General features: G+C 69.4%; 24 protein-coding genes. 21 read left to right on the top strand and 3 right to left on the bottom strand.

Annotation, left to right across the window (positions count from 1 at the left end; all coding sequences use genetic code 11):
* Together FJ108_08940 and FJ108_08945 are read left to right on the top strand one after the other, a co-directional pair.
* Nucleotides 1-917, top strand: a 917-nt coding sequence (locus FJ108_08940; protein MBM4336025.1) for an acyltransferase family protein, incomplete at its 5' end; no start/stop codon positions are given.
* A complete protein-coding gene (locus FJ108_08945; GenBank protein MBM4336026.1) occupies nucleotides 917-1,894 on the top strand; it encodes a hypothetical protein in 978 nt (325 codons plus the stop codon). The genes FJ108_08940 and FJ108_08945, both read left to right, overlap by 1 nt.
* Nucleotides 1,895-1,898: 4 nt before the next feature.
* Here FJ108_08945 and FJ108_08950 read toward each other — a convergent pair whose 3' ends face one another.
* On the bottom strand, nucleotides 1,899-3,281 hold the full coding sequence (locus tag FJ108_08950; GenBank protein ID MBM4336027.1) for an MFS transporter: 1,383 nt from the start codon (nucleotides 3,279-3,281) through the stop codon (nucleotides 1,899-1,901).
* Nucleotides 3,282-3,291: 10 nt separating this feature from the next.
* On the bottom strand, nucleotides 3,292-4,122 hold the full coding sequence (locus tag FJ108_08955) for a sulfite exporter TauE/SafE family protein (protein ID MBM4336028.1): 831 nt from the start codon (nucleotides 4,120-4,122) through the stop codon (nucleotides 3,292-3,294).
* 18 nt (nucleotides 4,123-4,140) lie between these two features.
* On the opposite strand from FJ108_08955, the gene FJ108_08960 reads away from it, so the two are divergent.
* The gene (locus FJ108_08960; protein MBM4336029.1) at nucleotides 4,141-5,052 is read left to right on the top strand and encodes a LysR family transcriptional regulator; all 912 of its coding nucleotides are present in this window, start codon (nucleotides 4,141-4,143) and stop codon (nucleotides 5,050-5,052) included.
* Between the two features lie 17 nt (nucleotides 5,053-5,069).
* Here FJ108_08960 and FJ108_08965 read toward each other — a convergent pair whose 3' ends face one another.
* Entirely contained in the window at nucleotides 5,070-6,794 is a 1,725-nt protein-coding gene (locus FJ108_08965; protein MBM4336030.1) for an Rne/Rng family ribonuclease, read from the bottom strand.
* 252 nt (nucleotides 6,795-7,046) lie between these two features.
* Between FJ108_08965 and FJ108_08970 the strand changes: the two genes are divergently transcribed.
* From FJ108_08970 to FJ108_09055, 18 genes are all read left to right on the top strand, one after another.
* On the top strand, nucleotides 7,047-8,456 hold the full coding sequence (locus FJ108_08970) for an L-seryl-tRNA(Sec) selenium transferase (protein ID MBM4336031.1): 1,410 nt from the start codon (nucleotides 7,047-7,049) through the stop codon (nucleotides 8,454-8,456).
* Nucleotides 8,457-8,465: 9 nt separating this feature from the next.
* Complete coding sequence (locus tag FJ108_08975) at nucleotides 8,466-9,065, top strand: HNH endonuclease (GenBank protein ID MBM4336032.1); 600 nt, start codon at nucleotides 8,466-8,468, stop codon at nucleotides 9,063-9,065.
* A complete protein-coding gene (locus FJ108_08980) occupies nucleotides 9,028-10,017 on the top strand; it encodes a MinD/ParA family protein (protein ID MBM4336033.1) in 990 nt (329 codons plus the stop codon). Before FJ108_08975 ends, FJ108_08980 begins: the two co-directional genes overlap by 38 nt.
* A gap of 4 nt (nucleotides 10,018-10,021) precedes the next feature.
* Complete coding sequence (locus FJ108_08985; GenBank protein ID MBM4336034.1) at nucleotides 10,022-10,669, top strand: hypothetical protein; 648 nt, start codon at nucleotides 10,022-10,024, stop codon at nucleotides 10,667-10,669.
* A gap of 11 nt (nucleotides 10,670-10,680) precedes the next feature.
* Nucleotides 10,681-10,935, top strand: a complete 255-nt coding sequence (locus FJ108_08990; protein ID MBM4336035.1) for a hypothetical protein — start codon at nucleotides 10,681-10,683, stop codon at nucleotides 10,933-10,935.
* Complete coding sequence (locus FJ108_08995; protein MBM4336036.1) at nucleotides 10,929-11,846, top strand: RluA family pseudouridine synthase; 918 nt, start codon at nucleotides 10,929-10,931, stop codon at nucleotides 11,844-11,846. Before FJ108_08990 ends, FJ108_08995 begins: the two co-directional genes overlap by 7 nt.
* Nucleotides 11,843-12,490, top strand: a complete 648-nt coding sequence (pgeF, locus tag FJ108_09000; protein ID MBM4336037.1) for a peptidoglycan editing factor PgeF — start codon at nucleotides 11,843-11,845, stop codon at nucleotides 12,488-12,490. The genes FJ108_08995 and pgeF overlap by 4 nt, the downstream gene beginning before the upstream one ends.
* A 36-nt stretch (nucleotides 12,491-12,526) precedes the next feature.
* The gene (gene rpmE / locus FJ108_09005; protein MBM4336038.1) at nucleotides 12,527-12,730 is read left to right on the top strand and encodes a 50S ribosomal protein L31; all 204 of its coding nucleotides are present in this window, start codon (nucleotides 12,527-12,529) and stop codon (nucleotides 12,728-12,730) included.
* A gap of 66 nt (nucleotides 12,731-12,796) precedes the next feature.
* Entirely contained in the window at nucleotides 12,797-13,861 is a 1,065-nt protein-coding gene (gene prfA / locus FJ108_09010) for a peptide chain release factor 1 (GenBank protein MBM4336039.1), read from the top strand.
* Nucleotides 13,858-14,709: a peptide chain release factor N(5)-glutamine methyltransferase gene (prmC, locus tag FJ108_09015; protein ID MBM4336040.1), complete on the top strand. Its 852-nt coding sequence runs from the start codon at nucleotides 13,858-13,860 to the stop codon at nucleotides 14,707-14,709. Before prfA ends, prmC begins: the two co-directional genes overlap by 4 nt.
* Nucleotides 14,710-15,969, top strand: a complete 1,260-nt coding sequence (gene murA / locus FJ108_09020; protein MBM4336041.1) for a UDP-N-acetylglucosamine 1-carboxyvinyltransferase — start codon at nucleotides 14,710-14,712, stop codon at nucleotides 15,967-15,969.
* Between the two features lie 20 nt (nucleotides 15,970-15,989).
* The gene (gene hisD / locus FJ108_09025) at nucleotides 15,990-17,300 is read left to right on the top strand and encodes a histidinol dehydrogenase (protein ID MBM4336042.1); all 1,311 of its coding nucleotides are present in this window, start codon (nucleotides 15,990-15,992) and stop codon (nucleotides 17,298-17,300) included.
* Nucleotides 17,301-17,339: 39 nt separating this feature from the next.
* Nucleotides 17,340-17,927 (top strand): imidazoleglycerol-phosphate dehydratase HisB, encoded by a 588-nt coding sequence (gene hisB / locus FJ108_09030; protein MBM4336043.1) that lies wholly within the window; start codon nucleotides 17,340-17,342, stop codon nucleotides 17,925-17,927.
* Nucleotides 17,924-18,541, top strand: a complete 618-nt coding sequence (gene hisH, locus FJ108_09035) for an imidazole glycerol phosphate synthase subunit HisH (GenBank protein MBM4336044.1) — start codon at nucleotides 17,924-17,926, stop codon at nucleotides 18,539-18,541. The genes hisB and hisH overlap by 4 nt, the downstream gene beginning before the upstream one ends.
* On the top strand, nucleotides 18,529-19,134 hold the full coding sequence (locus FJ108_09040; protein MBM4336045.1) for a hypothetical protein: 606 nt from the start codon (nucleotides 18,529-18,531) through the stop codon (nucleotides 19,132-19,134). Before hisH ends, FJ108_09040 begins: the two co-directional genes overlap by 13 nt.
* Nucleotides 19,125-19,850 (top strand): 1-(5-phosphoribosyl)-5-[(5-phosphoribosylamino)methylideneamino]imidazole-4-carboxamide isomerase, encoded by a 726-nt coding sequence (gene hisA / locus FJ108_09045; GenBank protein MBM4336046.1) that lies wholly within the window; start codon nucleotides 19,125-19,127, stop codon nucleotides 19,848-19,850. Before FJ108_09040 ends, hisA begins: the two co-directional genes overlap by 10 nt.
* A complete protein-coding gene (gene hisF / locus FJ108_09050) occupies nucleotides 19,844-20,635 on the top strand; it encodes an imidazole glycerol phosphate synthase subunit HisF (GenBank protein MBM4336047.1) in 792 nt (263 codons plus the stop codon). Before hisA ends, hisF begins: the two co-directional genes overlap by 7 nt.
* A gap of 332 nt (nucleotides 20,636-20,967) precedes the next feature.
* Nucleotides 20,968-21,162 (top strand): 30S ribosomal protein S21, encoded by a 195-nt coding sequence (locus FJ108_09055; protein MBM4336048.1) that lies wholly within the window; start codon nucleotides 20,968-20,970, stop codon nucleotides 21,160-21,162.
* The last annotated feature ends 92 nt before the right edge of the window (nucleotides 21,163-21,254 follow it).

A 21,254-nucleotide genomic window follows, 5' to 3' on the forward strand; every position in this document is an offset into this window, starting at 1 on the left:
CGGATCTCGGTCCTCCGATCCCCGAGCTGCCGAGCTTCGAGGACAGGGACGAGGCGGCCGGCACGCTCGACCGCCTGGCGGGTCTTCTGCTCACGCGAAGAGATGACGATCGACTCGCGCAGCTCTTCGGCCGACTGGAGGGCCGACCGTACGACGAGTTCGGCACGTCGCCGCGCGTCGCGAGACGCGCGCTCGCATTCTTCAAGCTGCTCTACAAGTACTGGTTCCGCGTCGAGAGCTCCGGCCACGCCGTGATTCCCGAGAAGGAAGGGGCGATCCTGGCCGCGAATCACGGCGGGCTGCTGCCGTTCGACGCCTCGATGGTGGTGGCCGACGGAATTCTCGCCGGCCAGCCGCCCCGGCTGGTCCGCACGGTGGTCGATCGCTGGGCGGGCTCGCTTCCGTTCGTGAATGTCTTCTACGCGCGCGTGGGGCAGGTGATCGGAAGCCGGGAGAACGTGCGCGAGCTGCTCGACGCGAAGCAGCTCGTGCTGATCTTCCCCGAGGGCATGGCGGGGATCCGCAAGCGCGCGGCGGATCGCTACGTGCTTCAGTCGTTCCATCTCGGCTTCGTCGAGGAGTCGCTGCGCCACCGTGTTCCGATCATCCCGGTCGCGATCGTCGGCGCCGACGACCAGGCGCCGCTGCTCTACGACGCTCAGCCGCTCGCCAAGCTGCTCGGTCTGCCATTCTTCCCGATCACACCGACGTTCCCGCTGCTCGGGCCGATCGGACTGCTGCCCTACCCCGTTCGCTACGAGATCGCCTACGGCGAGCCGTTCCGATTCCACGAGGAGTTTCCCGCCGAGACCGCCGACGATCCCCACGCCGTGCGTTATCTGGCCGAGCAGGTGCGCCGCCGCATCCAGGAGATGGTCGACCAGCGTGTCATGGCTCGGCGCGCGAAGAGGGCGTGATGCGCCGCGTGCTCGTCACCCACATCGAGTCTCCGGTCGGCCGTCGCCTCGCCAAGGCGCTCTTCCACGATCCCGACGTCGCGCTCGTCGTCGGCGTCGGCACGGAGGCCGAGCCGACGTTTCTGGCTCCGTACCGCGGGAAGATCGCCTACCAGCGACTCGATCTCGCGAAGGCGCGGCATCTGCAGAGCTTCCTGCACTCGGAACGATTCGCGCGCGCGCGAGTCGACTCCGTGATCCACCTGCCATTCGCGATCGAGCAGCCCGGAGAGCGCGTGCCCGGTGGGCTACCCTCGCTGGTGTCGGAGACGCGCCGCCTCGTCGAGGAATGCGTATCGAGGCCGGCGATCGAGCGCTTCGTCTATCTCTCGAGCGTCTTCGTGTACAGCGCGGAGCCGGGCAACGTGAACCTGGTCTCGGAGAACCAGCTGCTCGGCTTCGACGGAGAGGGCGACCTCGACGTCCGAGCGTGGATCGATGCGGACCTGATCTGCCAGGGCGAACTGCATGGCTCTGCGCTCCGGACCACGATCCTGCGCGCAGCCACGATCGTGACCGAAACCGGCGAGTTCCTGAACTCGCCGCCGCTCCGGCCAGGCCCGGCGCCGGTCGGGTACGACCCGATGCTCTCGGTGGTCTCGGAACGCGACGTCGCGCGCGCGCTCGTGCTCGCGCTGCACGCGGACCGAGCCGGGATCTACAACATCGCCAGCCACGAGATCTTCCCGCGCTCGCAGCTCCGCGAATCGGTCCGGCGTCTCGGGCCGATCGCGCTTCCCACCGCGCTCGGGGGCGCGATCTCGCTGCTCGAGCAGGCGCTCGGCCGCCGCGCTGCTCACACCACGGCATTCCACCGCTACGGAATCGTCGTGAACACGCGGCTCGCGCACGACGTGCTCGGTTTCGAGCCGCAGTACCGCATCGAGGTTCGCGGCCAGGGCGCGAGACGGCGCATCGACGCCGTTCGATGTCGCTAGCGCGTCAGCGCCTGGCGTCGAGGTCGCCGCGGATCAGGGCGTAGCCCTTCTCGTCGAGCTCGAAACGGGCGAAGAGCAGAGCGCCGATCAGGTAGCACGCCGCCGGGAACAGCCCGTAGAGCGCGAGGATGGTGAGCTTCACCTCTGGCGTCTGATCTACGTTCGGCACGTATCCGGAGAACGTGAGGACGAAGCCGGTCAGCGCCTGCGTGAGCCCGGTGGCGATCTTGAACACGAAGTTCCAGGCCGCAAAGTAGGCGCCCTCCTTACGCTCTCCGGTCGCGTGCTCGTCCCAGTCGATCACGTCCGCCTGGATCGACGGCGCCACGATCGCTCCGCAGCTTGCCGCGGTGCCGGCCGCGAACGCGAGCACCGTCATCAGGACGACGGCATTCTCGGAAAGGAACAACATCGCCCCGAAGGAGACGGCCGTGAGCAGCATCGACGCGAGCCAGAGCGCCTTCTTGCCGAAACGCCGGGAGAGCGGCAGCCAGACCGGTACGAAGGCGAAGCTCGCGAACATGTAGACGCCGATCACCGCGGGCGCGAGCTCGCCGCGTTTGACGACGTACTGGGCGACGTACGGAGTCAGGACGCCGATCGTCGCCGCGCCGAGGCTCTCGATCCCGAACACGAGCAGCAGCAGGCGCGCATGCGGATTGCGCCACACGTCGCGGAACGCGCGAAATGGATGCTCCGCGCCTCGACCCTGGAATTCGGGTCGCTCGCGCAGGCGCCAGACGGTCCAGAGGATCAGGATCGCCGTCCCGACTCCGGAGCCGAGTGCGAGCCAGAACACCGTTGTGCGCACGTCGCTCGAGCGATCGAGCGCTAGCAGACCGCCGATCGCCGCGAAGGAGCCGACGATCCAGCCGATGTGTCGGCCGCCGAAGATCCGCGTGCGGTCGTGGTAGTTGTCGGTGAGCTCCGCGCCGAGCGCCGTGTGCGGGATGATCAGGACGCTCGTCGCGAAGTAGAACACGATCACCGAGACGGCCATCCAGACCGTCACCATGACCGGATCCAGATCCTTCGGCGGCGCCCAGATCAGGACGAACGTGAGCCCGAGCGGAAGCATGGACGCGAGCATCCATGGGCGTCGTCGGCCCATCTTCGCTTTCGTGCGATCCGACAGGTAGCCGACGATCGGGTCGACGAACGCGTCCAGCCCGCGGCCCAGCAGCAGGATCATCCCCATCACCGCGGCCGACATTCCCAGCACGTCGGTGGCGAACTTCAGGATGTAGATCGAGAGCAGCAGGAACATGAAGCCGACCCCGAAGGTCGGCGCGACATAGTCGAAGATTGCCGACCACGAGAGAGGGCGCGCCGCGCCGGGCGCGGTAGGCGGCGTTTCGGAGTCCTCGAGGATCGGGGCGGTCGACACTGAACGCAGGCTACCACGGCGGAGCGAGACCCAGCCCGGATGCCCCGCGCCACAGGTAGAGCAGCGACAGCGCCATCACGACCCGCCCCGTCCAGCGGCGAAAACGCGCCTCGGAGAGCGACCCGAGAATCCGCCCGCCGGAGCGCGTGCCCAGGTAGGCGCACGCGACGAGCGCCGGGTAGATCCAGATCGGAAGTCCGTGCTCGAGCTCCGGCCCTGGAACGAGAAGCCCGAAGTAGAGGATCTTCAGCGCGTGTCCGGCCGTCTGCGTGACCGCCTTGGTCGCGATCACCTCGAAGCGGTCCAGCTCCGCGCGCACGAAGAAGACGTCGAGAAGGGGCCCGGAGACGCCCGCGAGGAGATGCGCGGCGGTCACCAGCGCGCCACAGGCGGAGGCTGCGCCGCGATTCTCGAAGCGCGGCGCGAGGCGCCGCGGCAGAAGCGAGAGCGCGAGCGGGATCGCCCCGAGCAGCAGAAAGAGCACGGGCCCGGAGACCACGATCGCAAGTGACGCGAAGAACCCCAGCGCGGCGATCGCGCCGAGCGCGTACCAGCCGAGCGAGCCGGTGTGGATGCGGTCGCGAAGCAGAAAGGCGCGAAATCCGTTCGCGAACAGCTGCGTCACGCCGTGCAGGATCATCGCGGCCTGCACCGGAAGCGCGAGCGCATAGATGCCCATCAGGAGCATTCCGCCTGCCATTCCGAGCACGGCGGAGATCACCGACGTCGCGAACGCGCCGGCGATCACGAGCGCTGCCAGCCAGTCCATTCGAGCCTCCGATTCCGGAATCATCGCGTGGTGCTGACGCGTAGAAAAGAGAATAGACTTCAGCAGACTCATGCTGCATGGGAATGGATCATGATCGACCAGATCGAGGCGCTCGCGGCCCTCGCAGAGCACGGAACGATGCGACGCGCGGCGACACGCCTGCGCATCTCGCAGTCGGCGGTGACCAAGCGCCTCGACGCGCTCGAAGCGCAGCTCGGCGCGCGCCTGCGGGAGCGGGATGGCCGACGCGTCCGGCTCACGCCGGTCGCCGAGCGATTTCTATCGCGCGCGGGGCCCGCGCTCGCGGAGCTCAGGCAGGCGGTCGTAGGGGAGCGCTCGACGAGCTCGGGCTGGCTCGTCCTGGGCGTCTCCGAGTCGATCCTCGCCAGCTGGGGGCCGCGCGTGCTCGCGGACGTCCGGGACCGCCGGCCGGAGCTGCGCCTGCGCCTGAACGCGCACCGAAGCCCGGTCGCGGTCGATCTGGTGCGCTCGGGCGAGTACACGCTCGCGCTCGTCGCGGGGATCGACGAGGCGGGAAGCGAGCTCGCGCGCGAGACGCTCTTCGAGGAGACGATGGCGATCGTTCCCTCGGGCCTCGAGAAGCTCGCGCTGCGCAGGGGTAGCGAGCTCCCGGTTCTCTCGATCGAGCCTGGATCGGCGACCGGGCGGGCGCTGCGCGTGCGCCTGTCGCGCCTTGCGCGCGAGCGCGGAATCCGGCTCGAGGTCGCGGCGACGATCCAGTCCTACACTGCCGTGGTTCAGCTGGCGCGCGCCGGGTTCGGTCACGGGCTGGTGCCGCGAACGCTCGCCATCGCGCTCGGGGTTCCGGCATCGACGCTGGTCGAGCTGCCGAAGCCGGGGCTGCATCGTCCGATCCAGCTGGTCGGCCGCGCGGCAGCTCTTTCGCGCGAGCCCGCGGCGGGATTCGCCGACGAACTGCGACAGGCGCTCGCGCGTGCCGGTCCCGTCGAATACGTGGAATCCGCGCGCCGACGGCTCTGACGTCTGCGCCGTCGCGCTCAGACGATCGTCGGCTCGTCGTCCTCGGTCGCCCCCGCTGGCTCGTCGACCGGCGCCGCTTCGTTGGCACCTGCGCCCGCCTCGTAGACCTGCGGGGCGTCGAGATCGTCGGCCTTCGAGTCATCGTCGCCGAAGTCTTCTTCCAACGGCATCTGCTCGGGCGGGATCTCGAAGCCGAGGTCGCTCTCGGACGCCACCGCCGCGAGCAGCTCGACGCGCGGTCCCTCCGAGACGATCTCGTACTGCTCCGGCTGCAGCGAGCCGACTGCCTCGACGACGAGCTCGCGGCCGATCCGCGCCTGCACCTTGGCGAGCGCTTCGATCGCCTCGCCGAGCAGGATCTGCGTCACGCTCGGGTGCGCCTGCACGCGAAGCGTCGCGCCGTGCAGGTAGGTCGCGGCCTTGGGCAGATCGCGGAAGATGCGGTTGGCGATCGTCTGGCTCGACTGCAGGTAGCCCTTGCCCTCGCAGGTCGGACACGAATCGCAGAGCTGCTGGCCGAGGCTCTCCCGCGTGCGCTTGCGCGTCATCTCGATCAGGCCGAGCTCGGAGATCTTGAGGATGTTGACCTTCGCCTTGTCCTCGCGCAGCGCCTCCGAGAGCGCGCGGTAGACCTTGTCGCGGTTCGTCGCGCTCTCCATGTCGATCAGGTCCAGGATGATCAGCCCGCCGAGATTGCGGAAGCGCAGCTGGTGGACGATCTCGCGCACGGCCTCGAGGTTCGTCTTCAAGATCGTGTCCTCGAGATTGCGGCCGCGACCGCCGGTGTAGCGGCCCGTGTTCACGTCGACCGCCGTCAGCGCCTCGCCCTGGTCGAAGATCAAGTAGCCGCCTGACTTCAGCCAGACCTTGCGGCCGAGGCCCTCTTCGATCTCGTTCTCGATCTTCCAGGCGTCGAAGAGCGGCTGCGGGTGGCTGTAGTAGTTGATCCGCGGGCGTGGCGACGCCATGAAGCGCTGCACGAACGCCTGCATCTCGCCGTAGGCCTCGGGATCGTCGACGACGATCATCTTGGTCTCGTGCGACGCCATGTCGCGAAGCACCCGCAGGTGCAGCGGCGGCTCGCTGTGGATCAGCGCGGGAACCTCTCGGATCGCCTCCTTGCGCTTCTGGATCTCGGTCCAGAGATTCGTGAGGTAATCGATGTCGGCCTTGATGTCGGCTTCCGACACGCCGTGAGAGACGGTGCGCACGATGAAGCCGAGCTCGCCGGGCCGGTACTTCTCGACGATCGCGCGCAGCCGACGGCGCTCGCGGTCCCCCTCGATCCGGCGCGAAACCCCCACACGGGAGACCCAGGGCATCAGGGGCAGGTGCCGACCGGGAATCGAGATCCGCGAGGTGATGCGCGCGCCCTTCGTTCCCAGCGGCTCCTTCGAGACCTGGACGACGACCTCGTTGCCTTCCTGGAGCACGTCCTCGATCTGGGGCGGCGGTCCGGAGCGGCGTCGCGAGCGTCCGCCGCCGTTCTCGTCGTCCAGGTCCGAGTCGTCGAGCTCGGCGCGGTAGTCCCCTACATAGAGGAAGCCGGCGCGCTCGAGGCCGATGTCGACGAAGGCGGCCTGCATCCCGGGCAGGACGCGCGTCACCCTACCCTTGTAGATGCCCCCGGAGACTCCGCGATCGTTGCTGCGTTCGATGTGGAGCTCGACGATCTTGTCGGACTCCCGGACGGCGACCCGCGTCTCGCGCGGGCCGACGTTCACAAAAATCTCGTTTCTCATGGAAAATCCCTTTGGGGCACGCCCGCGAGGTACCGGTCAGGCCGTTCCGCGGAATACGCGGGCGAGCGGCGAGAGCCGGGACGCGGGTAGGGCGTGCCGTGATAATTGGCAGAGCGGGCGGGGAGACGTCGGGGAGGACATGGGCGACGCGCGGCGATGTAGCCTGGCCCAACTCGCACTCCCGAAACCAGCAGCCCCCGGGCGGGAACCTCGACTCACTCGATCGGATTCACCGCACGACGGAGGTCGAATGTGACCGTAGATCACGGCGCTCGGGCGGTCAATCCACAGCTTCGAGCCCTGCCGGCGGTCGATCGGCTGGTCGAAGCGGCCGGATCGGGATCCGGATCGGCTCGTTGGAGCCTGCTCGCCGCGGCTCGCGAGGTGCTGGAGGAGGCGCGAGCGGCGCTCCTGCAGGGCGCGCCCGAATCGGAGGGCGAGCTCGGGACGCTGGCCGAGAGGGTCCGGGTCCGCGCGGATCGCCTCGAGGCGCCGTTCCCGCGCCGGGTCCTGAACGCGACGGGTATCGTCCTGCACACGAATCTCGGCCGCGCGCCGCTCGCGCGCGGGGCGCTCGCGAGCCTGGTCGAGGCGGCCTCCGGCTACAGCGATCTCGAGCTCGACCTGGAGACCGGTCAGCGCGGCTCGCGGACCACGCGGGTCGCGGAGCTGCTCCGCGTGCTCTCGGGGGCCGAGGCCGCACACGTCGTGAACAACACCGCGGCGGCCCTGTTCCTGGCGGTCGACACCCTCGCCGCGGGCCGCGAGGTGATCGTATCGCGAGGCGAGCTCGTCGAGATCGGCGGGTCGTTTCGCGTTCCGGAGATCATGTCCGCGAGCCGCGCGAGACTGCGCGAAGTCGGCACGACCAACCGCACGCACCTGCGCGACTACCGCGACGCGATCGGCCCCGAGACGGGAATGCTGCTGAAGGTCCACCGAAGCAACTTCCGGATCGAGGGCTTCACCAGCGACGTCGGCCTGCGCGAGCTTGCGCCGCTGGCGCGCGAACACGGGCTGCCTCTGGTCGAGGACCGCGGCAGCGGCGGCTTCGAGGATCTGAGCGCGAGCGGCATTCCCGAGTCCGAAGTCTCCGCCGGCCTTCGCGAGGGCGCGGATCTGCTGCTCTTCAGCGCGGACAAGCTCCTGGGCGGGCCACAGGCTGGAATCGTGCTGGGCAGGCGCGAGCTCGTCGCGCGCATGCAGCGAAGCCCGCTCGCTCGCGCGCTTCGGGTCGACAAGCTGACTCTCGCCGCGCTGCACTGGACGCTGCTCGCGCTCGCCGCGGGGCGTTCAGGTGAGATCCCGGTTCTGGCGATGCTGCGCGCCACGTCGGAGGAGCTCTTGGCGCGCGCCAGCGCGCTGGCCGATCGGCTTCGCGAAGCCGGGGTGCCGCGCGTCAGCGTAGAGACGTGCCGTTCTCCCGTCGGTGGGGGAGCGCTCCCCGAGCTCGAGCTACCGGGCGCGATCGTGCGCGTCGTCCCGGATCGCCCGGCCGACGAAGCGGCCCGACGGCTGCGAGCCGGGGCGCCTCCCGTGCTCGCCCGCATCCAGCGCGACGCGCTGCTGCTCGACCCGCGCACGCTCGCCGACGAGGACTTCGCGCCGCTCGTCCTGCGGATCGCCGACGCCTGCGTTGATGCGCTCCGCCGTTCTGGCTAAGGTACGAGAATGCTGGACGTGACCGTCCTGGTGCTGAACCGGTGCTTCCTGCCGGTCCACGTCACGTCCGCGCGCCGCGCATTCGTCCTCTTGTACCAGGGCATCGCCAGAGCGGTGGACGAGCACTACGACACGTTCGACTTCGAGGCCTGGCGAGTGCTCGCCGTGCGAGACACGGACGAGACGGTCGGCACCGTCGGCGGGCCGATCCGCGTGCCTCGGGTGGTGCAGCTCGCGCACTTCGACCGCGTGCCGCGCCGACACGTTCGCTTCAGCCGGACGAATATCTACGCGCGCGATCGCAATACGTGTCAGTATTGCGGCCACCGCAAGGCTCGCGCCGACCTGAACTTGGATCACGTAATCCCGCGCTCGCAGGGGGGGCGAACGACTTGGGAAAACGTCGTGTGCAGCTGCCTGGAATGCAATCGCAACAAGGGCGGGCGAACGCCCCGGCAGGCGCGAATGCGACTGTTCCGAGCGCCGCAGCGTCCGCGCTGGACTCCGATCGTTGGCATGGTCCCCCCAGGACTAACGCACCCCGCATGGGGTCCATTCTTGTCGATCCTGGATGCGACGGACCGGAATACCGAGCTGGCTGAGCGTTAGGCGCGGCGAGCCGACGCTCGGCTCGAAGGCGGACAACCACGTCGTTGCTCCGCCGCCGGCGGCGCTCGTCTGGGCGGTGGGCGGCGGCAAGGGCGGCATCGGCAAGAGCTTCCTGGTCGCGAATCTGGCCACCGTCGCCGCTCGCTGCGGTAAACGCGTGATCCTGATCGACGCCGACCTCGGCGGCGCGAACCTGCACACCTGCCTCGGCGTTCGCGCAGGCGAGCGCGTCTCGCTCTCGGATTATCTCGAAGACCGGGTTCTCGAGCTCGACAAGGTCGCGATCGAGACGCCGGTCGCGGGGCTGCGGTTGATCCTCGGCGCGCTGGGCCACACCGGGAAGGCTGAGACCACCGCGGAGCAGCGCTCCGCTCTGCTTCGCGCGGTTCGCAAGCTCCCCGCGGACCTGGTGATCTTCGACCTCGCGGCCGGCACCGACCGCTCGACGATCGATTTCTTCCTCGAAGCCGACGAGGGCTTCGTCGTGACGACGCCCGAGCCGACGGCGATCGAGAACGCCTACGCGTTCCTGCGCGCCGCCTTCTACCGGAAGCTCTCGCACGAGCTCGCCGAGTCGACCGCGCGCGACGTGATCCGGCTCTCCATGGACCAGCGCAACGAGCGGGGGATCCGCACGCCCTCGGACCTCCTGGTCGAGATCGACCGCATCGACAAGCTGGAGGGCGAGCGTTTCCGGCGCGTGATCGAGAGCTTCAAGCCGCATCTCGTCGTGAACCAGGTTCGCGACAGCGAAGAAGTGAAGATGGGCTTCTCGATCCGCAGCGTCTGCAAGAAGTACTTCGGCATCGACGTGGACTACGCCGGCTACATCTGTTTCGACGACAACGTCTGGCGCTCGGTCAAGCAGCGGCAGCCGCTGGTGCTCGCCTATCCGAGCTCCGACGGCGCGCTCTACATCCGGCGGATCGTGAAGAAGCTGTTGGGGACGTGAGAACTTGAGATCGCTGGCGGAGCAGAGCTACTACGAGCTGATCGAGGCGCCCGAGGACGGGACGCCGCAGCAGATCGAACGCGCGTACCGCATCGCGCGCTCGGCCTACGAGCCGAGCTCGGCCGCGACCTACTCGCTCTACAGCGCGGAGGACTGCGCGGCGATCCTGCACCGGATCGAGGAGGCGTACGCGGTTCTCTCCGACTCTCGGCTGCGACGCGAGTACGACGCGCGGCTCCAGAACGCAGGTCCTGCGACACCGAAAAGTGTGCATTCGCCACGAGCGGAGCCGCCGAAGCCGCTGCAGCCGGTGCGGGAGGCCCGCGCGGAGCGCCCCGAGCGCCCGCGGGTCTCGCGCTCCGAACTCGACGTCGAGAACGGGATCGCTCCCGAGAACGGCGTCTTCGACGGGGAGGTGCTGCGCCGCATCCGCGTGAGCCTCGGGATCGAGCTCGAGGAGATCTCGTCGATCACCAAGATCAACGGCCAGCACCTGCGTTCGATCGAGGCGAACCTCTACGAGGTGCTGCCCGCGCCGGTCTATCTGCGCGGCTTCCTGAAGCAGATCGCGAAGTGCCTCTCGCTCGATCCCGCGCGCGTGGCCGACAGCTACACCGATCGCATGCGGGAGAGCGCGGCCCGGCGGACCTGATGGAGCGGGTCGTGACCGTTTCGCGCGCACGCAGGCTCGCACGGGTCTTGATCTCGGACATCGCCGCCTACGCCGGCGACCAGGTCCGAATCGGCCTCGAGAAGGACGACCTCTTCGATCGCCTCGCGGGGGAGATCGAGCACGCCCGCAGGTACTACCTGTGGCACGTGGACGAGACGGTCGCGGAGCGCGAGCAGCTGTTCGACTTCGCGCTCGTCGACGTGCTGGTGTACGGCCACCGCCGGGTCCAGACTCACATCTGGTGAAGTTCTCGCACCTCGTGGATTCCGAACTCGCGGGCCAACGACTCGACGTCGCCGTTGCGCGGCTCGAGCCCGCCCTCTCGCGCGCGCAGGTGCAGCGGCTGATCGAGCAGGGCGAGATCTCGGTCCCGGGCGTCGTTGCGAAGCCAGCGCACAAGCTGCGTCTGGGCGATCGGATCTGCGGCCGCGTGCCGGAGCCCGTACCGACCGAGCTCGCGCCGCAGGCGATCGAGCTCGACATCGTGTACGAGGACGCGGACCTGGTCGTGATCGACAAGCCCGCGGGAATGGTCGTGCATCCGGCTGCGGGCCACGCGAGCGGCACGCTGGTGAACGCGCTGCTCCACCACTGCCGCGATCTCTCGGGTGTGGGCGGGGAGCTGCGGCCCGGAATCGTCCATCGGCTCGACAAGGACACCTCGGGCGTCCTGGTCGCGGCGAAACACGATCGCGCGCACCGCGCGCTCGCCGCGCAGTGGAAGCAGCACTCGATCGACCGCGAGTACCTCGCGTTCGTCCGCGGCGCGCCGCGCGCAGAATCCGGCACGGTCGACGCGCCGATCGGCCGCCACCCGACCGACCGAAAGCGCATGAGCACGAGAGCGAAGGTCGGACGCCGCGCGGTCACGCACTGGCGCGTCGAGACGAGACTCCGCGAGGCGACACTTCTGCGTGTCCGACTCGAGACCGGCCGAACCCACCAGATCCGCGTACACATGGCGTCGATCTCGCTGCCGCTGCTCGGCGATCCGGTCTACGGCGGAGGCCGCGCTCGGCCGGCCGCGCTACCGATCGCCCGTCAGGCACTGCACGCGACGCTGCTCGGCTTCGCACACCCGACCACCGGTGAGCGCTTGCGCTTCGAATCGCCGCTTCCCCGTGACCTCCTCGAGCTGTTCGAGGCGCTGCGATGAACGCGCGCGGGCTGCAGCGCTCTCGCCAGCTCGACGAGATCGGCGTCGAGCACGGCTTCGGCACGCTGCACTCGGTCCCGATCACTCCGACGGACGTCGTGTTCGCGAAGCAGGTCCACGGCGCGACGCTCGTGCGCGCAGAGCCGGGCGCCGCGCGCGTCGAGGCGGACGCGCTCTGGACGGATCGGCCCGGCACGGCCGTGGGAGTCGTGACGGCGGACTGCGTCCCCATTTTGATCGCGCACCAATCCGGCCGATTCGTCTGCGCGGTGCACGCGGGCTGGCGTGGAAGCGCGGCGCGGATCGCCGCCCGCAGCGTTCGAGCGCTGGTCGAAGAGACCCGCTGCAGAGTCGAGGAGCTCCGCGCGGCGATCGGCCCGCACATCGGGCCCTGCTGCTACGAGGTCGACGGGCCGGTACTCGAGGCGATCCCGGACCCGGGCGTGTACCGCGCTTCGCCGCGCCCGGGCCGGGCGCTCCTCGACCTGTTTGCGTTGAATCGGCTGCAGCTCGAAATCGCCGGCATTCCCGAGCGCCAGATCGAGCGCATCGGCGGCTGCACGGCCTGCGACCCCGACCTCTACCCGAGCTACCGCCGCGACCGCGGATCGGGCCGGCTGCTTCACTTCGCACGCGCCCGCTAGACGCACGCGAGGGGCCGGGCTATCGTGCTCGTCCCCATGAAGCCGGACATCCATCCCGAGTACAAGCTGATCCGCGTCCACTGCGCCTGCGGGAACGAGTTCGTGACGCGCTCCACGGCGAACGAGATCCGCGTGGAGATCTGCTCGAACTGCCATCCCTTCTTCACGGGCAAGCAGAAGATCGTGGACACCGCCGGGAAGGTGGACCGGTTCCGGCGCCGCTACGAGAAGAAGGGCTGAAATCCCGCCCTCCTCTCCCCTCCCCCTCGGGTCCGTCGTGGCTAACCTGTCCCGACTGGAAGACCCATGTTCGAGCGCATCGCTGAAATCGAGGCTCGCTACCAGGAGCTCGAGGACAAGCTCGGTCAGCCCGAGCTCGCCCGCGACCCGGGCAAGCTCCGCGAGCTGACCCAGGAGCTCGCCGGCCTGCGCGAGCTGATCGGCGCCTACCGAGACTGGAAGCAGGTCGCCGCCGGAATCGCCGAGAACGAGGAGCTCGCCGGCGATCCCGATCCCGAGATTCGGGAACTCGCGAAGGCCGAGCTCTCCACGCTGCAGGACCGCCGGGTCGAGCTCGAGGGCGAGATCGTGAAGCTGCTCACGCCTCGCGATCCGCGCGACCAGAAGAGCGTGGTGCTCGAGATCCGGCCGGGAACCGGCGGCGAGGAGGCATCGCTCTTCGCGGGCGACCTGTTCCGCATGTACACCCGCTACGCTCAGGGTCGGGGCTGGAGCGTCGAGGTCCTCTCGCTCTCCGAGGGTGACGGCGGAGGAATCCGGGAGGTGATCGCCAGCATCGGCGGCGCCGCCGTCTACGGGCGGCTCAAGTACGAGAGCGGCGTTCACCGCGTCCAGCGCGTTCCGACCACCGAGTCGCAGGGCCGCATCCACACATCGACGGCTACCGTCGCGGTCCTGCCCGAGGCCGACACCGCGGACATCCAGATCGACGAGAAGGACCTGCGCATCGACCGCTTCCGCGCCGGGGGCCCGGGCGGCCAGAGCGTGAACACGACCGACTCGGCGATCCGCGTGACGCACATTCCGACCGGGCTCGTCGTCCAGTGCCAGGACGAGAAGTCCCAGCACAAGAACAAGGCCAAGGCCATCAAGGTGCTGCGCGCGCGGCTCTTCGATCTGGAGCAGCAGCGCATCGACTCCGAGCGCGCCGCGACCCGAAAAGGGCAGATCGGCAGCGGCGACCGCGCGGAGCGGATCCGCACCTACAACTTCCCGCAGAACCGCGTCACGGATCACCGCGTCGGCTTCACGCTTCACAAGCTCGACCGCGTGATCGAGGGCGAGATCGACGAGCTGATCGACGCGGTGAGCACGAGCCTCGAAGCCGAAGAGCTGCGGGAGTCGCGATGAGCGCCGAGGAGTGGAGGCTGATGGACCTCGTGCGCTGGACCGCGGATTACTTCCGGCAGCACGACGTGCCCTCGCCGCGGCTGGACGCGGAGCTGCTGCTCGCGCACGTGCTCGATCTGGAGCGGATGGACCTCTACCTGGCCTTCGATCAGCCGGTCGCGGCGCAGGACCGCGGGCGCTACCGCGAGCTGGTTCGCCGCCGCGCCAAGGAGCGCTGGCCGGTCGCCTACCTGACCGGCGTGCGCGAGTTCTGGTCGATGCAGTTCCGCGTCACGCCCGACGTCCTGATCCCGAGGCCCGAGACCGAGACGCTGGTGCGCGTGGCGGTCGACTTGAAGCCGAGACGCGTCGCGGAGCTCGGAGTCGGCTCCGGCTGCGTGAGTGCGGCGCTCGCGCGAGAGCTTCCCGACGCGGAGATCGTGGCGCTGGACTGCTCGCCCGCCGCGCTGGAGATCGCGCGTCAGAACCTCGCCGAGCTCGGCTTCGGCGGCCGGGTGACGCTCGTCGAGGCGAGCGGCCTCGGGGTGCTCTCGGGGCCGTTCGACCTGGTGGTCTCGAATCCTCCCTACGTCCAGGAGGCCGACCTCGCGGGTCTCGCGCCGGAGCTGCGTCACGAGCCGAGAGTGGCGCTCGACGGCGGACCGGATGGGCTGCATGCCGTTCGCCGGCTCTGCGCCGAGGCGCCCGCGCTGCTCGAGCGGCCGGGGCATCTCGCGCTCGAGATCGGCGTCGGGCAGGCCGACGCGGTGGAGGAGCTGCTTCGCGCTTCGGGCGCGGCGGCCGTCGATCGGTACCCGGACCTGGCCGGGATCCCGCGCGTCGTCGTGGGTCGCTTTCTGGAGGCTTGAATGGACCAGTTCCGGATCGAAGGCGGAGTTCCACTGCGCGGATCGGTGCAGGCGAGCGGCTCGAAGAACTCGGTGCTCGCGCTGATGGCGGCGTCACTGCTCTCGGACGAGCCCGTGGTACTGGCCAACGCGCCGCGCGTCCGCGACCTGGACACCATGCTCCAGATCCTCGCGGGACTGGGCATTCGGGGCGGCTGGGAGTCGGCCGACACGCTCCGGATCGAGGGCGGCGAGCCGACCGAGATCGAGGCGCCGTACGATCTGGTTCGCACGATGCGCGCGTCCTTCATGGTTCTGGGACCTCTGCTGGCCCGCTGCGGCCACGCCCGCGTCTCGCTTCCCGGCGGCTGCGCGATTGGCGCCCGGCCCGTCGACCAGCACCTGAAGGGGATGGCCGCGCTCGGCGCGAAGATCGAGCTGCAGTCCGGCTACGTCGAGGCGCGCGTCAATCGCCTGCGCGGCGCGCGGGTGGTCTTCGATCTGCCGACGGTGAACGGCACCCAGAACGTGCTGATGGCCGCGGTTCTCGCGGAAGGCACGACCGAGATCGAGAACGCCGCCAGCGAGCCCGAGGTCGCGGAGCTGATCACGGTGCTGCGCGCGATGGGGGCGCAGATCGAGCAGGCCGGCGCGGATCACCTGGTCGTGCAGGGCGTGACGAGCCTCTCTGGCCTGCGTCACTTCGTGGCTGGGGACCGGATCGAGGCGGGAACCCTGCTCGCGGTGGCGGCGATGCTGCCCGGGGGCGACGTCACGGTCACGGGGGTCGCCCCCGAGAGCCTCGGAGTCGTGCTCGACAAGTTCCGCGAGACCGGTCTCGAGGTGGAGGTCGGGCCGGACCGGGCGCGCGTGCGTCGCTCCGCCGGTTTTCGGGGTCTTCGCGTCAAGACCGCCCCGTTCCCCGGCTTCCCCACCGACATGCAGGCGCAGATCATGGCCATGCTGACGCAGGCCGAAGGGGTCTCGGCGATCAGCGAGAACATCTTCGAGAATCGATTCATGCACGTTCCGGAGCTGGTCCGGCTCGGCGCGGACGTGGAGATCGACGGGAAGACCGCGGTCGTGAACGGTCCCTGCCGCCTCTCGGGAGCTCCGGTGATGGCCACCGATCTCCGCGCGAGCGCGTGCCTGGTGCTCGCGGGCCTGGCTGCTTCGGGCGAGACGCGCGTGCGGCGCGTGTATCACATCGACCGCGGCTACGAGCGGATCGAGGCCAAGATCGCCGCGCTCGGCGGTCGCATTCGCCGCGAGGCGGAGTAGGCGGCCACATGGCACGAGCGGTGATCGAGCGCGTCGCGACGGGTGACGCGGGCTTCGCAGCGCGCTTCGCCGCGCTTGAGCGGCGGCGCTCGGTCGAGCGCGCCGAGCTTCAGGATCGGGTCGCGGCGATCGTGGACGACGTGCGCCGTCGCGGGGATGACGCGGTTCTCGACGCGATCGAGCGGTTCGACGGCTACCGCCTTCGACCTGAAGAGCTCGTGGTCGCAGAGGCCGAGCTCGAGGCCAGCGCAACCCAGCTGCCGCGAGACGATCACGAGGCGCTCGAGCTCGCGGCGGAGCGGGTGCGCCGGTTCCACAGCCTCCACGTACCGGAAAGCTGGACGAGTCGGGCGCCGGACGAACGGCTGGGCCAGATCGTCCGGCCGATCGCCCGCGTCGGCCTCTACGTTCCGGCCGGCGCGGCGCCGCTCGCCTCGACCACGCTGATGCTCGGGATTCCCGCAGAAGTCGCGGGCGTTCCGGAACGGCAGATGTGCAGCCCCGGAAAGCAGCTCCACCCGGCGGTCGCGGCGGCCGCGCGGCTGGCCCGCGTGACGCGCGTCTGCCGCGTCGGCGGCGCACACGCGATCGCGGCGCTGGCCTTCGGCACCGAGCGAATCCACCGCGTCGACAAGATCGTCGGACCCGGGACCGCCCATACCCAAGAGGCGAAGCGCCAGGTCTTCGGACAGGTCGCCATCGATTCCGAGGCGGGCCCGAGCGAGGTCTTCATCGTCGCCGACTCGGCGGCGCGCGCGGATTTCGTCGCTGCCGACCTGCTCGCGCAGGCGGAGCACGATCCGCTCGCGAGCGTCGTGCTGGCCACGCCGAGCGCCGAGCTCGCCGCCGCCGTCTCGGCGGAGATCTCTCGGCAGCTTCCCATGCTCTCGCGCGAGAGCACGGCGCGCAGGTCGCTCGGCGATCGCAGCCTGCTGATCGTGACGCGCGATCTGGTCGAGGCCTGCGAGCTCGCCAATCGCTACGGAGCGGAGCACCTGCAGCTCTGCGTGGCCGATCCGGACGCCTGTCTTGCGAGAATCGACTGTGCGGGCGCGATCTTCCTGGGCGGCTTCAGCCCGGTCCCGATCGGCGACTACGCCGCGGGCCCGAGCCACGTCCTGCCCACCGGCGGAACCGCGCGCTTCTTCTCGGTCGTCGGCGTCGAGGATTTCCAGCGCCGGATCAGCCTGATCGACCTGGGCGAGGCGGCCTTCCGGCGCATCGCGCCGGCTGCAACCCGGCTCGCGCGCCTCGAGGGCCTGGACGGGCACTCGCGCGCGCTCGAGATCCGGCTGGAGAGCCGGCCGCCCGGGCTGGACCGCAAGCCCTAGATCCGGTTCCCTAGCCGACTGCTCCCAAGGAGAATTCGAATGAAGCGCGAGACCACGGTCGCTCGCAAGACGCGCGAGACGGAGATCACGATCGAACTTCGCCTCGACGGAAGCGGCGAGGCGCAGATCGAGACGGGCATGCCCTTCTTCGACCACCTGCTCGACTCGTTCGCGCGGCACGGCCTCTTCGACCTGCAAGTGCGCGCCAAGGGCGACCTGCAGGTCGACCAACACCACACGGTCGAGGACGTGGGAATCGTGCTCGGACAGGCGCTGCGCCGCGCGATCGGCGACGGAGCCGGCCTGCGTCGCTTCGGCTCGGCCCGGATTCCGATGGCCGATGCCTGCGTTCAGGTCGATCTCGACCTGTCGAACCGGCCCTACCTCGTGTACCGCGTGGAACTCGCGCGCGACTGGGTCGCGGACTTCGACGCGGCGCTGGTCGAGGACTTCCTGTACGCGTTCAGCAGCAACGGCGGCATCGACCTGCACGTCGAGCGGAGCTACGGCCACAACGTGCACCACGTGATCGAGGCCATCTTCAAGGGGCTCGGGCGCGCGCTCGACCAGGCCACCACGCCCGACCCGCGCATCCGCGGCGCGCTCTCCACCAAGGGCTCGCTATGAGCGCAGCCGGCGAAGAGGTCGTGATCGTCGACTACGGGATGGGAAATCTGCGCAGCGTCTCCCGCGCGTTCGAGCGGATCGGCGCGCGCCCGCGCGTCACCGACTCGGGGAGCCACCTGCGCGCGGCGCGGCGCGTGGTGCTCCCCGGCGTGGGTTCGGTGAGCCAGGCGATGGCCGCGCTGCGGAAGGGGGGCCTCGATGACGCGATTCGCGCGCACGTTGCTGCCGGCCGACCGTTTCTGGGCATCTGCCTCGGGCTGCAGGTCCTGCTCGAAGAGGCGGAGGAAGGCGGAATCGGCCCCTGCATCGGCGTCATTCCAGGCCGAGTCGCACGCTTCCCGGAGTCCCGCGAGCTTCCCATACCTCACATGGGCTGGAACCAGGTGAAGCCGGTGGTCGATCACCCGGTGATCGCGGAGGGGTACTTCTACTTCGTGCACGGCTATCGCGCGACGAACGTTCCCGACGAGTTCTGTCTGGCGCGAACCGACTACGGTGAGAGCTTCGCCTCGGCGATCGGGCGCGGAAGCTGCGTCGGAGTGCAGTTTCACCCCGAGAAGAGCCAGCGAGCGGGCCTCGAGCTACTCGAGAGATTCTGCGCGTGGATGCCGTGAGAGCGTTGGTGCTCGCGGCCGCCGTCGGCTTGCTGCTCGGCTGTGCGGTGCCGATCTCGACCCAGCTTCGCGAGCCGCAGCCCCCGCCTGCGATCCGCAAGATCGTGATCCTGCCGTTCGCGAGCGATCCGGTCGCCGGTGCTTCCGCAGATTCCGAGGCGGCCGCAGTGGTCACGACGCGTTTTCTTCAAGCCATGACGCAGGCGTCGAGCTTCGAGATCGTTCCGCCCGACGAGGCCGTGCGCGTGCCCGGAGTCCTCGGCCCGGCTGGCGGAGAGCTGCTGCGCCGTCAGTTCGGGGCCGACGCCATTCTGACTGGCGTGGTGCGGCGCTACGTGGAGCGGACCGGCGGGCCGGGCGGCACGAACCAGCCCGCCGCCGTCTGGTTCCAGCTCGAGCTTCGCGCGCCCGGCGGGGTGCTGCTCTGGTCGGGAGTCTACAACGAGACCCAGCGGGCCCTGTCGGAAGACCTCGGCTCCCTGGGCCGGGCCTGGCAGCGCGGCTTTCGCTGGGTGACCGCGGCAGATCTCGCGGTCTATGGTGCGAATCGGCTGGCGCTCGCGCTGGTCGCGGACGTCCGGCCGTGGAGCTGATCCCGTCCATCGACCTGCGAGGCGGCCGCGTCGTCAGGCTGGAGCAGGGGGATTACGACCGCGAGACCCGCTACGACTTCGATCCGGTCGAGGTCGCCCGCGGCTTCGAGGTTGCCGGGGCCCGACGCGTCCACGTCGTCGATCTCGACGGAGCTCGCGACGGTCGCGCCGGGAATGACGCGGAGATTCGCAAGATTCTCGCGGCCTGCCCGCGGCTTTCGGTGCAAGTCGGCGGTGGGATGCGAACCCGCGAGCGAGTCAAGGAGGTCCTTTCGGCCGGCGCAGCGCGCGTCGTGATCGGCACGGCCGCGCTCGAGCAGCCGGAGCTGCTGATGGAGCTTGCGACCCTGTTCCCGGACCGGATCATCCTCGGCCTGGACGCGCGCGAAGGCCGGGTCGCCGTGCGCGGCTGGCGCGAGATCCGCGCCGAGACGGTCGAGCAGGTGCTGGAGCGCTTCGCGAAGCTTCCCCTCGCGGCGGTTCTGCACACGGACATCGGCCGCGACGGCCTGCTCGGCGGGCCGAACGTCGAGGCCACCGCCGCGCTCGCGCGCCGCTCGCCCTTTCCGGTGCTGGCCTCCGGCGGCGTGGGGTCGATCGAGGACCTTGAGCGGCTGGCTCGCGCGCGCGTGATTTCCGGGGCGATCGTGGGCAAGGCGATCTACTCGGGCGCGATCCGCGTCGAGGATGCGATCGCGAGGCTCCGGGCGTGCTGACCAAGCGAATCATTCCCTGTCTCGATGTGAAGGACGGCCGCGTCGTGAAGGGCGTGCAGTTCGTCGACCTGATCGACGCCGGGGATCCGGTCGAGGTGGGCGCGGCGTACGACGCGCAGGGAGCGGACGAGCTCTGCCTGCTCGACATCAACGCGTCTCACGAGAACCGCGCGACGATGCTCGACCTGGTCGCGCGCACGGCCGACCGACTCACGATCCCGTTCTCGGTGGGTGGTGGCGTGCGATCTGTCGCGGACGTTCGCGCTCTGCTTCGCTCCGGCGCGGACAAGGTCTCGGTCAACTCCGCGGCCGTCGTCCGTCCCGATCTCGTGCGAGAGACTGCCGATCAGCTAGGCTCGGCGAACCTGATCGTCGCCGTCGACGCTCGCCGCCGCGACTCGCAGGCTCCTCAGTCGGGCTGGGAGGTCTACACACACGGGGGTCGGCGCCCGACCGGGATCGACGCGGTCGAGTGGGCTGCGCGCGTCGAGGCACTCGGCGCGGGCGAGATCCTGCTCACGAGCATGGATCGGGACGGAACGCGCGACGGCTACGACTTGGAACTCACGCGCGCAGTGACTCGCGCTGTCTCGATTCCCGTGATCGCATCCGGCGGAGCCGGAACTCTCGAGCATCTGCGCGAGGCGCTCGATGACGGCGTCGCCGGCGGCGGCGCGTCGGCGGTTCTCGCCGCGAGCATCTTCCACTTCGGAACTTTCCGAGTGCCGCAGGCCAAGACCTACCTGGCCGCGCGCGGGATATTGGTCCGACCAATCACGTCGTGAGCGGGCGAAACCGGCCCGACCAATCGCCATCCGGGGCCTCTGTTACGGGCAAGTGTTGCGCGGTCCAAAAGCCCTGTGCTAGCTTCCGCCGCTGCTAGGTCATCCTTGTAAGTAGCTGAAAGAGTTGGATGTTCTGGCGATGCGAGGGGATCGGTTTCAGCCTGGAACGTGTTTCAGGACGAGTCTTCCGCCCGCAGCGCCGCGCGATGACCTGAGCAAGCCCCCCAGTCCTCCCCTTCGCTTTCTCACCTGCAGCGTGCCGCTTCGGGGACTGGTCGTCTGGAGTGGGGCGGGTCGAGGAAACACCGCGAGCCGTAGAGCGAGGAGTGCTTTTGCCTGGTGTGAAGCTGAAGGAGAACGAGTCCTTCGAGAGCGCTCTCAAGCGCTTCAAGAAGCAGTGCGAGAAGGCCGGGCTGATGTACGAGCTTCGCAAGCGCGAGCACTACGAGAAGCCGAGCGTCCGCAACAAGAAGAAGACGCTCGCCGCCCGGAAGCGAGCGCTGAAGAAGCTCAAGGCGCAAGTTTAGGAAGCAGCATGAGGCCCGAGGCAGACCCTGCCCGGGCCTTTCTCATGTCGGGTCGAATGCCACGTTGGTCTGAACGGGTAGGGGGCGCAGGG

The sequence above is a fragment of the Deltaproteobacteria bacterium genome (genome assembly GCA_016875225.1).
Taxonomy (GTDB): domain Bacteria; phylum Myxococcota_A; class UBA9160; order SZUA-336; family SZUA-336; genus VGRW01.